Source organism: Runella sp. (genome assembly GCF_027484545.1).
Classification (GTDB): Bacteria; Bacteroidota; Bacteroidia; order Cytophagales; family Spirosomataceae; genus Runella.
The window spans coordinates 1-13,066 of sequence record NZ_JAIXST010000014.1; the positions used below are offsets into that span (position 1 = coordinate 1).

Sequence of the window (13,066 nt, forward strand, 5' to 3'; positions counted from 1 at the left end):
ACGCTCAAACCTTTTTTAATTACAATAAAACAGACCCTGATGATTTTTTAAGTAGCCCTCAATTCGTAAATCTCGCCCGATTGGAGGCTATTCACATTTAAAATTGGCGAACATATTGAAAAGTCACTTTACAGGATAATCGGGTCAATGGCGTAGACATGGTCATTGATATGAGGCATCAATCGTCCTTTGGAGGTTCGGTACCATTGCCGAACAATGGCCTCCAACCGCGAACCGGCACCGATAGCGGGAGAAAAACCCAATTCCGCCAACGGCAATTGAAAACTGTAATTGGCCGAAACTGCGGCCCCATTCTCAATTCCCACTCCTGTATTACCCCAAAAACGATGAACAACCGAGCCATCAGGAGCATAGAGCAGGAAAATCAAACTGATAGAACCTTCACCGGCTCCCACGGGCATGGCTCCCGCTCCGCTGACGACCTGACTGCTGAAGGAGAGATGAGTCCCGTTCACCGATGCTGTCACATCCTGCAGGTACATAAACAACGATTGTTTCCCCACCGTCGCCACTACATCATAGCCCCGAATGGTGTCCGTAATCATTGCCTCGGCAGCGCTGAGGGTTCCACCCGATGCCAAAATACCCTGCACCGTTGCCTGTGCATTCTCGCGGTAAAGAAGCAGGGGCTTTTTGTCCCCGATTTTGGAGAAGGCCCGAGCCCCTGGATGCGTCACCGTAGCCACCATGGCCGCTGCCAGAGTTGCGTAGTTTTTGGCTTGCAGACTCGTGAGCAATTCCGTTTTGGTTGCCCACCACGCCGCGTTTCTTTTGGCTGTTACCTGAGCTAACAGGCCGCCCACCATAGCCCATCGATTGCGATAAGTGATGGTATAGGTCTTATTGGTAATTCCGCTTGTTAATGGCATGAGGTCAGACGATTAAGGCCCCGATGTCGGAGAGTTTGCTGCGGCGCTGCTTTTGGTTTTTGGTTTCAATTAATGCCAGGCGCAACGCCCCGCCGTCATTCAGCCCCGTATTCACCCCGTCTGGTATCCACACTTTGCCTGCTTCCGTGGCCAGAGTCGAAAGCTCCACCGTATGACTCAGGGCCTGTAAATCTGCCGTTCGCAAGTCAACGGCGAGTTCCCTGCTGACCCAATCGAGTTTAACATGGGTAAGGGTTGAGCCAAACTGCAACGCCAGCGTTTTCCGCTGCTCAATAATCTCAGGAATAAACTCGACCGACAGAGGGGCGCCTGTAGTGGCCGAAGCAACAAAATCCACCACTACGATCCCGGCCTCTTTATATCCTTTTACCGAAGCAATGATCATCAATACGGCTTCTTTCAAATCGGTCGCGGAGGAAATATCGGTGGCCGTGGCAAAAAACGTGGCCGCCGCGCGGGCATTTTTAGTCAATCCTTTGGAAACGATTCGCAGAAAGGCCGACATGACCGCTTTTTTGAACTTTTCGGCATTGGCCGTGTCGGAGGTATTGAGCAAAGCGGCATCGTTGGCGTAAATGGCAGCCGTTTTTTTGGTGGAAAGTTTCCCCACCTTCCCGCCAATAACCACCCACTGTTCGGGCAATTTAAGGGTTTTTGTTTGCATGATTTGGATCATCGGTTATTTTAAAAAAATGTTGAATGAAGGATAAAAAAGAAAAGGACGGGTCATCGCCCGCCCCTGAAGTGTGAAATAAGAACTTATTCTAAACCGTAAACCTGCAACTGTAAACTGAAAGACTTAAATAGTCGCATCCACTTTCGCAATCACGGCCGAGTTATAAGCTCCGTTGTTCAAAGCATATTGCTGCCCGTTGACTTGCTGAAAGAATTCCACTCCAATCCCGCACACGATCGGATTCGTTGAGTTGTCCCCCAAATCCACACTGAGCGTACTTGCCGCTGCCAATACGGCCGTGTTGTTGTAGGGCAGAAAATCTGTTTCGGTGGTTTTGGAATCAAAGATTTCTTCCTCGAAATTGATAGCGGAGGCCGTCATAATGAACTTGATGTGGGTTGTGTCCGAAGGGGCCGCCACGTCCTGTAGGGGTTTAATACCCGTGAAAGTGACCAACACTTCTCCCGTTCCACGGTCAATGGTCACGGCGGGAGCCACAAAAACCGTTTGACTGAACGAGGAATTGGCGTTGATTTCAAATCCGACCAAGGCTTCGGTTTCAGCGTCCAGAATACCGCGCTGCCCACGGATGTTGATGTCGTCCAAGGCAATCAGCTCGCGCATTTTCTTAGTCACGCGACTGGTAATGAGCGAATCTCCCGCAGCGGCGACCAATTGCCGCATCGCCAACCGAAATACTTTACCTGTGGTAGCAGCCTTGGTAAACTCGGAGGCATTTTCGCGGGTACGCTGCATTGAGCCAGAGGAGTTGAATTTGGCGGCCGTACTGCCACCGGCCACGCAGACACTGCCTCGTTTGTCGAAGACCACGTTGCCTAATTTTCTCTGGATTTGGATAATCCCTGTGTTTTTTGCCATTGCTGTTAAAGTCTGCGTTTGTCCCCAACGGACGGGGTTTTATGATGAAGTGTAATAAAATTTGTTATGTTGATGGAGCGTCTCTAAGGGAATATAAATCGAACGAAACTGTTGACTACCGCACGGGCGGCCCCGCGACCGTGGACTATGGACCTTTTTCTCCACACCCAGGGCGGTACAGGATTCTTCTGCTTCCAAAGCCCTATGCCCCGAATCCGCGCTGACTGTTCCAGCCGTCGAAGTTTCAGATTTCGCCCATACCGGCCTACCCAAGCGTAACCGTTGACTGTCAGTAAGGAGTCCACCGGTTTTCCATCCAACCATACATGTCCCAACTTCCGACCGTATTTATCGGGATACTTATTGGTTTTGAGGGCAATCTGACGAGCCGAAGCAAACCAATGGTTTAAATGAGCCGTGGCTTCCGTACCGTACGCCTGACTCAACTCCGGACAATCCACATTCAACAACCGCAGGGTCTGACGAACTGTCCCCACCTGCAGCAGGTAAGTATCTCCGTCAATCACCCGAACCAAAGTGGCATTTTTTCTACCAGTAGTTACTTGGCCCAAGGCAACCCCCACGAAGCATAGCTGAAGTATGGTTGAAGCATAGTTGAAGTATGGAAGAGCGCAGAAAATCTTTAAATTTGTTCATTGAAAAAACGGAGGTGTTTGGGTTGATTGACCGGACAAAAATGGGAGTCAAATCAGTGCCCAAAATCATAACCCCCGCCAATGCCCCCCAAACCCATTACAGATGATAGGATTCAAGATTATCGTAACGACCGAAGATTTTGCCCAGTTATTTGATTGCAGTCTTTATATTGCCAAGGAGCATTTGAGAAAGATTCGGTTGAACCTCCAAAAACCCGCTCGTTCGCGGGTAACGGCTTTGGAAGTGGCGCACTATACCCATACCAGCCCCAATGAAATCATCAAAGCCCTGAATCGGGAATTTTGGAAGGAGGAGGAATGGCAGGAACATAGAAGACCGCCCCGGTCAACTTCAGGAGCGCAGTGCCAAAACTAAAAAAGCCCCAACCCATCGGGCTGAGGCTTCTGAATAATCAAAAATTTAGTTGGCTATGCCAATCCTTTCTTTATTTTCTCAATGATTCTCTCTACTTTTTGGACAGGCAAATTGACAATTGCAGCAATCATATCAACTTGAAGTCCTTTTTGTAGCGCTCTTTTGATGACTTCAAAGTTAAAGCTCTCAAGTGTTTGCTCGTATGCACTCATGATAATTTCTTCGGTTTGTGGTGAAATACTACGAAAGATAGCTAAAACTTCTCCGTCTCTAAAACTTATTTGTTCCAAAATGACGCGGTCTTTATACTCATCAATTACCTTAGCATACACCATTGTCGTTTTGATATCAGCGTGACCCAGCGCCTTTTGCAATACTTCTACAGGAACACCCCGCGTGAGCGACAAGGTAGCGTATGTATGCCGTGCAATATGGCAGGATATTTTTTCATACTTGGGGACCAACTTCAAAGTAGGCTTCCCTTTTTCATAAGTGACTACTTCAATCAGGTCAGTCAGTCCTGCCCACATGCCTATCACCTTCAAATACTCATTCATTTTTTGATTGGTAATCACGGGAATAAGTTGCCCTGCTGTACTGCTGTATCTCTCAATAATTTCCGCTGCCCGTCCAATCAGTGGAATCTCTACCCGTTTCACTTTCTTCTGTAAAGCTGAACTGGTTTTTTCGGGAATAAAACTCAATAACTTGTAGCTGCCCCGCTCAATCACATGGTCAACTTTGATACGTGACAGATCCGAGTAACGTAAACCCGTATAACAGGCAAACAAAAAGGCATCTCGAACCCGAACCATGGAATCCGTTAATACTACATTGTGTAGCTTTTCCAAGTCATTTTCAGTAAGATAGATACGGTCAGTTTGCACAAACCCGGATTTAATGTCAGCATGGTATTGATGCAGTGTGATGTGCTTATCAGTGCGGCAATAGTTGAAAAATACTTTCATTTGTTTACAAAAATCCATGATGGAGTTCGGCTGCAAATTATACAGGTCAATCAACGTCCTCACAATATGTTGGTGAACGGTATTGGTGTAGCCGTCCACCTGCAGTGGCTTACCCGTAGCTACATATCGTTTCAATCGAGATAGATTGGTCGTATAGCTTTTCTTAGTACCATGTTTAATCCCCTTAGAGATTCGACTTTGTATAAACTCCTCAAAAAGTGCAACAATCGAAGGAAGCTCTGATTGTTGGGTGCCTGTATCAGCGGTAGGTTCAGGAAGTAATTCAGACTTCAGCAGCGAAGGAGTGGGAATAATGCCTTGGTTCATATAATCGCGATAGGCTTTTCGCAATTTCTCTTCTAAAATGTCTAAATACTCATTCGCCTGCTGGAACCCAAGATAGCTACGCTTAAAGCGCATTTTGGTAGAGTCCCAATCTTTGGGCTTGACTTTTTCTTTGGTGAAGTATCGAAACTGGTAAGTGCTATAATTGAAGAAAAGGTAGATAGGCATCTTACCTTCTTGGTCTTGTTTTTCGGTAACGAGCGGCCCGCCGCAGCGGTTTAAAGCGAATTTCTTTCATAATCCCTTGATAGTTAAAATTTTACAAAACAATTGTTTGGTGTGAGATTTTTTAGCTTTTTGTGTGACTATTGACGGTCGGCCGCTGCCGTGTGAGAATTGGGTACACAAATAGCCCTGAAAGCATACCTTCAAGGGGCGGTGCGCCGCTGCGAGACGGATAAACAAAAAAAGTCCCCAAATAGCCTGTAAAGGCACATTTGAGGACTTTTTTGTGTTTTTGCACTGACTGCTTAGTGACCCCATTTGGACTCGAACCAAAGACCGACAGATTAGAAATCTGTTGCTCTATCCAACTGAGCTATGGGGCCGACTACCTAATGCGGGTGCAAAAATAGAGGTTTTTGGCCGTTTTGGCAACAAACTTTCAAAAAATTGTAATTCCCCTTGCAAACTCCCTATTTTTGTAACCGCAATTTACACCTGCCATCTGTCTTAAATAAACCATAATTGATAACCGGTGACTATCTACTCTCAAAAAATCACGGACGCTTTTCAAACTGTTTTCAGTAAAATTCCATCCTTTATAGTTCGTGCTCCGGGACGTATCAATCTTATTGGGGAACATACCGATTATAACGAGGGGTTTGTACTTCCCGCTGCCATTGACAAAGCTATCTATTTTGCCATTTCGCCGCGCACTGACCGGATTGGTAAATTATACGCGGTTGATTTGAATGATTCTTACGAGTTTTCAGTGGATGCCATTCAAAAATCTTCTAAAAGTTGGGCCAATTACCTAATTGGAGTAACAAGCGAATTAAGAACGGCCGGTTACGTCATTCCAAACGGATTTGAGGTGGCATTCGGTGGAGATGTCCCGAATGGTGCGGGACTTTCTTCATCAGCAGCGGTGGAGAGTGGGATGGGGTTTGCTTTAAGTGAATTGTTTGGACTGAAGGTGCCTCGTTTGGAATTGGCACTTACGGCACAGCGAGCTGAGCATCATTTTGCCGGATTGCAGTGCGGAATTATGGATATGTTTGCGTCCATTCATGGCAAAGCCCATTCTGTAATACGTCTTGATTGCCGGGATTTGAGCTACGAATATTTCCCGTTTAATTTTGTTAATTATCAGCTGGTTTTATGCAATTCCGGTGTCAAGCATACATTGGCAGATTCTGCCTACAATACACGGCGTCAGGAATGTGAGGCCGGGGTTGCGATTTTAAAGCAGTTTTATCCTCATATCCATAGTTTACGGGATGTATCTTTGGCGCAGGTGGAAGCTCATCGTACTGATTTTTTCGAAAATGTGTATCGCCGTTGCCGCTACGTAACAGGAGAAATTGAGCGGGTAGTGGCGGCTTGTGAAGATCTGAAAAGAGACGATTTAGAAGCGTTTGGGAAGAAAATGTACGAAACCCACGAAGGCCTGAGTAAGGATTATGAAGTGAGCTGTGTGGAATTGGACTTTTTGGTAGAACAGACTTTCGATAAAGAAGAGGTGTTAGGAGCTCGGCTTATGGGCGGGGGCTTTGGTGGATGTACGATTAATATTGTCAAAACGGAGAAGGTTACTGATTTTATTCAACAAATGATCGTTTCCTATCAGCATCATTTCAATCGTAAATTGGTTTGCCACGTGGTAAAAATTACCGAAGGCGTTGAAAAATTAAACTGACTTTTATCTCTAACAAAGTTTACTGATTACTCTTTACTCACTCCTGACTTCTAATTTAATATGAATCGCGCCAAAAACCTCCAACGACTCCAAAATGAAATGTTTGACATCTGTATTATCGGTGGAGGGGCGAGCGGTGCAGGCTGTGCATTGGATGCTGCCCTGCGAGGTTTCAAGGTGGCTTTAATCGAAAAAAATGATTTTGCTTCCGAAACCTCATCCAAATCTACCAAACTGATTCACGGAGGCGTGAGGTATTTGGAACAGGCTTTCAAAAATTTAGATTTTGCCCAACTCAAACAAGTAAAGCACGGCTTGGAAGAGCGCCAAATTGTGCTGCAAAATGCTCCTCATTTGGCACGCCCCCTGCCTTTGTTAACCCCCGTTTTCAGTTGGTTTGAAGGACTGTATTTCACGATTGGGCTTCGTATGTATGATTTTTTTGCCAAAGGAGATTCATTACCCAAGAGCCGTTGGTTGAGCAAAAAAGAAACGATGCTCCGAATGCCTACGCTGAATGCAAAAAAACTCCACAGTGCGGTCCTGTATTTTGATGGACAATTGGACGATGCACGCTATTGCTTAGCGCTTGCCCATGCTGCTGATGAAGCAGGCGTAGCGGTGGTGAATTATGCTGAATTGCTTGATTTTAAGGTAGATGGAAGTAAGAAGTTGACAGAAGCCGTTGTAAAATCGCTGACTAACGGCGAATCTTGTGCCATTAAAGCCAACTTGTTTATTAATTGTACAGGTGCTTTTGCCGATACAGTTCGGTTAAAAGCAAATCCTAAATTGACCAAGCGTATTCGTCCGAGTAAGGGTGTGCACGTGGTGCTGCCTTATGAAGTATTGAAGAGTGAGGATGCGATGTTGATTCCCAAAACCAGCGATGGACGGGTTGTTTTTGCCATTCCGTTTGAGGGGCAGTTGTTGCTGGGGACAACTGATACGGATTATCGGGATATTGACAAAGAACCTATTTTAGAGGAGCAAGAAGTTGATTTTCTGTTGGATACGTTGACGCGTTATTTGGCCAAACGCCCCGATAGAAGTCAGGTAAAGGCGGGTTTTGGCGGATTGCGTCCACTGTTGGCGGCGAGTGAGTCGGCTTCTACTAAAAAACTGGTACGTGACCACGAAGTAGAGCACGATGAATTATCCAATTTGGTAAGCCTGTTGGGCGGTAAATGGACTACCTACCGATACATGGCCCAGGATACCATTGACAAAGTCTGCGAATTGCTGGGTGTAGAACGTGAATGCAAAACCACAAATCACGTGTTGGTAGGAGGGGAGGACTATGCGTTTGAAGACTGGAAAATTATCCAAACGGTCTATCGATTGGCCAAGGATATTTCCAAACACTTGATTCGTAAATATGGCAGCCGTGCGCATAAAGTAGCTCGGATGACGCAGGAAAACAGCGCTTGGGCGCAACGATTGGTCGAAAAATATCCCTTTATTCAAGCGGAGGTAATTTACCAAGTTCGTGAAGAAATGGCGATAACTGTTCGAGACGTTTTGGCACGCCGGATTCGGTTAGAAATCATGGATTGGGAAGCTACTCAAGAGGCGTTACCCATAGTGGCAAGCCTGATGGCGCAGGAGTTGGGCTGGACTTCGGAGCAAAAACAACAACAAATCGAGGATTACCAAGCCCAACTCCAATCATTTATGAAAGCGGCAGAGTAAATTTTACCATACTTTCTTTAAATCCGCAATGGTTTGAATAGGGTCCGCAGCCGTAAATATAAAATTCCCCGCTACAAGGGCACGAGCCCCTGCATGATAGAGGAGGGGAGCGTTTGTCTGATTCACTCCACCGTCTATTTCAATCACCGCCTTACTTCCTGATTCAGTAATCATAGCCACCGCCTGACGGATACGCTCGTACGTGCGCTCGATAAATTTTTGTCCGCCAAAACCCGGATTGACTGACATAATCAATACCAGATCCAAATCAGCAATGACGTCCTGAAGTACGCTCACGGGAGTGTGAGGATTAAGCGCTACTCCTGCTTTTGCCCCTAAACTCTTGATTTGCTGAATAGTACGGTGAAGGTGTGGACAAGCTTCGTAATGAACGGTCAAAATTTCAGCGCCTGCATCCCGAAAAGCTTCCAAATATCGCTCGGGTTGAACAATCATCAAATGAACGTCAAGTGGTTTTTGGGCGTGCTTTTTTATGGCCGCCGTGACGGGCAGTCCGAAAGAAATATTAGGAACAAAAACGCCGTCCATAATGTCTACGTGAATCCAATCGGCAGCACTGGCATTGAGCATTTCGACATCGCGCTGAAGATTGGCAAAATCGGCAGCTAAAACAGAAGGGGCAATCAAAGGGGAAGTCATGAAAAATTGTATAAGCTTAATTTCGCGCAAAGTTCGCCTTTTTTATGAATTTTGGCGTATCTCTTAGCCCAAAAAGACGTATGCTTTTCTACTTCCCCTTCCGTTTTACCGATTTGTTGAATCACTAAGTTCATACCTTATGAACAGAGCGGTGGTGTCGGCAATAAGACTTTCGCCTGACAAACGTCGTGGTTTTGAGAACAAATTCAGGTGCTTAGAATTGCCTGAATTTTCTTGGGTTCTTTTTAAGGTTTTGACACTGAAAGTGATTCCGCCAACCCTCTTTTTTGTCATTTGCATTGCCTTTTGTTCTTTGTAGGATAAATGCGGCGAAAATACAAAAGGCTTCTGTCGTACCAATACTTCTACCTTTTGGTTTTTTTGAGGGCGGGGATAATTATTGCGATCTTCTTTAAGGGGTTGGGCAAACAAAGAACCGGTATATAGCCATAACAGGCAACCAACCGCCCTCGCACCCAAGCGGGGAGATGAAAAATGCTTCATAATGTATTTAACAGTTTTTGGAATACAATTATAAAAGCACCTTGCCTATGAATTATTAATCGCTTTTACTCAAAAATTTTACTTATTATCTTCATTTTCTTCACCATCCGCATGATTGATTCTGAATCATTGTAGCGATATACGTCTTCCAAAAGAACCCACGCTAAATTTTTTGATTCGCTGTTAATTTTCAATGGCTCATTACGATCTGCCTGCATCAAAAATCGAATGTCATAGTGTAAATGAGCAGTGTCTTTAGAATTGGCAGGAATTAAGTGAATGTCAATGTCAAATAATTTCGAATCAACTGCCTTAATATCAGTGAGTCCTGTTTCTTCCTGCGCCTCCTTAAGCGCGACTTGCTGTATATCAGGGTCACCGTCTGCATGGCCGCCGGGCTGAAACCATCGGTCCAATTTGCGGTGATGCATCAATAACACGTGTTTATGAGAGTTGTCAACAATCCAGGCAGATCCTGTGATGTGGCCAATAGTCAGCCATCTTTCAAAACAATCGGGGTTTTGTTGGACAAAATCAATTGTTTCGAGCCACATCCGATGTTCTTCATTATCAAACGGTTGATGTGTTTGTAGTAACGTTAAAAGTGTATTTCGTTTCATAAAATTGGGGACAAATATGTAATGAGTAATAGATAGAGCATAGGGTGTATACGTATCTTTTCTGTATCTTCGCGGCGAAAAATTTAATAAACCTCCCAACAAAATTGCTAAAAATCATGAAAAAATTAGTGATGCTGACCGCCTTAACTTTCGTAGGTGTATGGTCATCAGCTCAAATTCGCACTCCTCAGCCCAGTCCTGCCGCTACCGTAATGCAGACCATAGGAGTAACCGACATTACCGTAAAATACTCTCGTCCTGCGATGAAAGGGCGTGAAATTTTTGGAAAACTAGTGCCTTACGGCCAGTTTTGGCGCACAGGTGCCAATCAAGCTACTGCTATTGAGTTTTCAACGGATATTATGTTGGAAGGACAAAATGTACCTGCGGGAAAATATTTTCTTTACAGTATTCCGGGTGCGGATTCCTGGTCAGTGATTATCAATAAATCGGCTGCTACCGCTCCTGAAGAATACAAACAGGCCGATGATGTAGCAAGAGTGACTGTAAGAGCTGCTTCAGCACCGGTTACTGAGTCGTTTATGATTGGATTTTCAAACATCACAGATTCAACGGGTACGTTAGATATCATGTGGGACAAAGTAAAGGTAAGCCCTAAGCTGTCGGTTAGTACTACTAAAATGGTAACCTCTTCCATTGATAAAGTAGCTGAAGCAAGTGCTAACAACATGAACGCAGGTGCAAGTTATTTGTTGACGAAAGGAATGGATTTACAAAAAGCTTTGTCAATGGTTAACCAAGCGGTGGCTTACAAAGAAACCTTCCGTAACTTATGGACAAAAGCTCAAATTTTAGGGAAGTTGGGCAATTTTGCAGAAGCCGCCCCTTTGGCAAAAAAAGCACTGGAAATCGGACAATCAAGCAATGATACGGCTTTTCCGTTCTTTAAAGACGCCATCGAAAAAGGAGCCGCCGAATTTGTATCAAAAATCCCTGTTCCGGCCGTAATGCCTGCGTTGAAGAAAAAGAAATAATTCAGCATAAGTTTGCATGATAAAAGAAAAGCCCCGACACATTGTCGAGGCTTTTCTTTTATTATGCAAGAAACTGTGAACTGGCCTTGCTATTAATTTCGGCGAGCTATTTCGTCTCTGATTTTTGCGGCTTTTTCGTATTCTTCATTGTTTAGTGCTTCATCAAGAACTCGTTGCAATTCATCAAGCGACATATTTTTTATTTGTTCACTCAACGAACGCGGTTTTGAGGACTGTACCAACTCTTCAATCGCCTCATCGGGTTCTGTTTGTGAACCGGAAACGATTCCAGCTTCAGAAAGGATGGTTTCGTAGGTGTAAAGTGGAACGTTGAAACGAAGGGCTATTGCTATAGCGTCTGAAGGGCGGGCATCCACGATGGTTTCTCTTACGCCGTCAGAGCAATGGATTCGGGCGAAAAATATCCCTTCCCGTAAGTCCGAAATAACAATTTCACTTACTGAATAATTGAACGCCTTGGCGAATGACTTAAAGAGGTCATGCGTCATAGGGCGATTGGGTTGAATTTTTTCAATTTCAATCGCAATTGCCTGTGCTTCAAACATGCCAATAATAATCGGCAGGCGGCGATTGCCAAATTCTTCACCTAATACCAATGCAAATGAGCCGGCCTGAGATTGGCTTGGTGAAAGCCCTAAAATTTCAAGTTTTATTTTTTCCACTATAGTTTACGTTAACTGTTATTTCTTATCCGCTAATCGTTTTTGTCCATTTTTTTCAACAAAAAAAAGGACAACACAGCCCGCCTTGCGGTAACAGACAATGGTTCTCGTTGAAGAGAGGATGCAAAAATAATAAACCTGCGGGGATTTGAAAAGGGTTTCCTTTTTCCCGCAGGTTTATTAACACTACCTTGAAGTTTGAAGTTTCCAATTTGAGAAAGTATTTGGAGTGACACATGCCTTATTTCAACCAACTCACTCCTAACTTCTATTTTACTTAGTATCCAACACTGCTTTTGTCAATCTTGGTAAAATATCAAACACGTCTCCCACAATACCATAATCGGCAGCTTTGAAGAATGGGGCTTCGGGGTCTTTGTTGATGGCAACAATGACTTTGGAAGAGTTTACACCCGCCAAGTGTTGTATGGCACCGGAAATTCCGCAGGCGATGTACAAATTGGGAGCCACTTTGATTCCTGTTTGTCCAATGTGTTCGTGGTGAGGGCGCCAATCCAAGTCAGACACGGGCTTTGAACAGCCCGTAGCGGCTCCTAAAGCGTGCGCTAAATCAAGCAGTGGCTGCCAATTGTCAGGACCTTTCATTCCGCGACCTCCCGATACAATTATATCAGCTTCGGTCAATGACAATTCTCCGCTTGCTTTTTCCTGACTGATTACTTTTGCCACAAAATCGCCGCCGACAAGCGAAGGGCTAAACACAACCACTTCTGCGGTTCCACTTCCCGCGACTGCTTCAACGGCGTTTTTCTTAATGCCTAAAATCTTGACAGCTCCTTTTACTTCAACGTTAGCAAATGCTTTGCCGGTAAAAATGCTGCGTTTTACTTTAAAGCCATTGGATAAATCGGGAAGGTCTGTCACGCCTGATACAACGCTTGCGCCTAATTTGGCGGCTGCGCGTGCACTCATGGCGTCGCAAAGTCCTGATTTTGGCAATATAACAACTTCTGAATTTTCCTGTTGAATGGCTGCGGCTAACACAGAAGCATAGGCCATTGCGTTTTCGTTGGCCAATTCGGTCGCATTGGCGTGTAGTACTTTGGCTGCGCCATACGCGCCTGCTTTAGCTAATTCGCTGGCATCAGAGGTGCCAATGGCAAGGGCGGTGGCCGTAGTTCCTGTAGCTTTTGCTACTTCTGCGCCGTAAGTGACGGCTTCCAAGGAAGTTTTTTTGATGCTTCCGTTATCGAGTTCTACAAATATTAAAACAGACATG

Annotated in this window: 14 protein-coding genes, 1 tRNA gene and 1 pseudogene; 4 read left to right on the forward strand and 12 right to left on the reverse strand. The window is 45.0% G+C overall.

All coding sequences use genetic code 11. The features are described 5' to 3' along the window. Window positions 1–128 precede the first annotated feature (128 nt). The 4 genes from Q0081_RS00790 to Q0081_RS00805 all read right to left on the reverse strand — a co-directional run bounded on the left by Q0081_RS00790 (window position 129) and on the right by Q0081_RS00805 (window position 3,050). Window positions 129–890 (reverse strand): hypothetical protein, encoded by a 762-nt coding sequence (locus tag Q0081_RS00790; protein WP_298348236.1) that lies wholly within the window; start codon window positions 888–890, stop codon window positions 129–131. Between the two features lie 4 nt (window positions 891–894). Then, the gene (locus Q0081_RS00795; protein WP_298348237.1) at window positions 895–1,575 is read right to left on the reverse strand and encodes a hypothetical protein; all 681 of its coding nucleotides are present in this window, start codon (window positions 1,573–1,575) and stop codon (window positions 895–897) included. A gap of 135 nt (window positions 1,576–1,710) precedes the next feature. Beyond that, window positions 1,711–2,466: a hypothetical protein gene (locus Q0081_RS00800; RefSeq protein WP_298348238.1), complete on the reverse strand. Its 756-nt coding sequence runs from the start codon at window positions 2,464–2,466 to the stop codon at window positions 1,711–1,713. Between the two features lie 83 nt (window positions 2,467–2,549). Next, window positions 2,550–3,050, reverse strand: a complete 501-nt coding sequence (locus tag Q0081_RS00805; RefSeq protein WP_298348240.1) for a thermonuclease family protein — start codon at window positions 3,048–3,050, stop codon at window positions 2,550–2,552. Between the two features lie 175 nt (window positions 3,051–3,225). Between Q0081_RS00805 and Q0081_RS00810 the strand changes: the two genes are divergently transcribed. Continuing rightward, complete coding sequence (locus tag Q0081_RS00810; RefSeq protein ID WP_298348242.1) at window positions 3,226–3,498, forward strand: hypothetical protein; 273 nt, start codon at window positions 3,226–3,228, stop codon at window positions 3,496–3,498. A gap of 53 nt (window positions 3,499–3,551) precedes the next feature. On the opposite strand, the gene Q0081_RS00815 is transcribed toward Q0081_RS00810, so the two are convergent. The 3 genes and pseudogenes from Q0081_RS00815 to Q0081_RS00825 all read right to left on the reverse strand — a co-directional run bounded on the left by Q0081_RS00815 (window position 3,552) and on the right by Q0081_RS00825 (window position 5,359). After that, on the reverse strand, window positions 3,552–4,793 hold the full coding sequence (locus Q0081_RS00815) for a site-specific integrase (RefSeq protein WP_310586467.1): 1,242 nt from the start codon (window positions 4,791–4,793) through the stop codon (window positions 3,552–3,554). Next, a pseudogene (locus Q0081_RS00820) lies at window positions 4,767–4,991 on the reverse strand (Arm DNA-binding domain-containing protein); the annotation flags it as partial. The pseudogene Q0081_RS00820 and the gene Q0081_RS00815, both read right to left, overlap by 27 nt. A 294-nt stretch (window positions 4,992–5,285) precedes the next feature. After that, window positions 5,286–5,359, reverse strand: a tRNA-Arg gene (locus tag Q0081_RS00825). A 149-nt stretch (window positions 5,360–5,508) separates the two neighbouring features. Between Q0081_RS00825 and galK the strand changes: the two genes are divergently transcribed. Both galK and Q0081_RS00835 read left to right on the forward strand, forming a co-directional pair. Next, window positions 5,509–6,672: a galactokinase gene (gene galK / locus Q0081_RS00830; RefSeq protein ID WP_310586466.1), complete on the forward strand. Its 1,164-nt coding sequence runs from the start codon at window positions 5,509–5,511 to the stop codon at window positions 6,670–6,672. 60 nt (window positions 6,673–6,732) lie between these two features. Continuing rightward, entirely contained in the window at window positions 6,733–8,364 is a 1,632-nt protein-coding gene (locus Q0081_RS00835; RefSeq protein ID WP_298348244.1) for a glycerol-3-phosphate dehydrogenase/oxidase, read from the forward strand. 3 nt (window positions 8,365–8,367) lie between these two features. Here the strand turns inward: Q0081_RS00835 and rpe are convergent, their stop codons facing one another. The 3 genes from rpe to Q0081_RS00850 all read right to left on the reverse strand — a co-directional run bounded on the left by rpe (window position 8,368) and on the right by Q0081_RS00850 (window position 10,148). Further along, window positions 8,368–9,024: a ribulose-phosphate 3-epimerase gene (gene rpe, locus Q0081_RS00840; protein WP_298348245.1), complete on the reverse strand. Its 657-nt coding sequence runs from the start codon at window positions 9,022–9,024 to the stop codon at window positions 8,368–8,370. Between the two features lie 105 nt (window positions 9,025–9,129). Then, the gene (locus Q0081_RS00845) at window positions 9,130–9,528 is read right to left on the reverse strand and encodes a hypothetical protein (RefSeq protein WP_298348247.1); all 399 of its coding nucleotides are present in this window, start codon (window positions 9,526–9,528) and stop codon (window positions 9,130–9,132) included. 65 nt (window positions 9,529–9,593) lie between these two features. Next, window positions 9,594–10,148 (reverse strand): NUDIX hydrolase, encoded by a 555-nt coding sequence (locus Q0081_RS00850; RefSeq protein WP_298348248.1) that lies wholly within the window; start codon window positions 10,146–10,148, stop codon window positions 9,594–9,596. Window positions 10,149–10,264: 116 nt separating this feature from the next. Between Q0081_RS00850 and Q0081_RS00855 the strand changes: the two genes are divergently transcribed. Next, the gene (locus tag Q0081_RS00855; RefSeq protein WP_298348250.1) at window positions 10,265–11,143 is read left to right on the forward strand and encodes a DUF2911 domain-containing protein; all 879 of its coding nucleotides are present in this window, start codon (window positions 10,265–10,267) and stop codon (window positions 11,141–11,143) included. A gap of 92 nt (window positions 11,144–11,235) precedes the next feature. On the opposite strand, the gene Q0081_RS00860 is transcribed toward Q0081_RS00855, so the two are convergent. After that, the gene (locus Q0081_RS00860) at window positions 11,236–11,826 is read right to left on the reverse strand and encodes a bifunctional nuclease family protein (protein ID WP_298348252.1); all 591 of its coding nucleotides are present in this window, start codon (window positions 11,824–11,826) and stop codon (window positions 11,236–11,238) included. A 273-nt stretch (window positions 11,827–12,099) separates the two neighbouring features. Beyond that, on the reverse strand, window positions 12,100–13,065 hold the full coding sequence (locus Q0081_RS00865) for an electron transfer flavoprotein subunit alpha/FixB family protein (protein ID WP_298348253.1): 966 nt from the start codon (window positions 13,063–13,065) through the stop codon (window positions 12,100–12,102). Between the last annotated feature and the right edge of the window lies 1 nt (window position 13,066).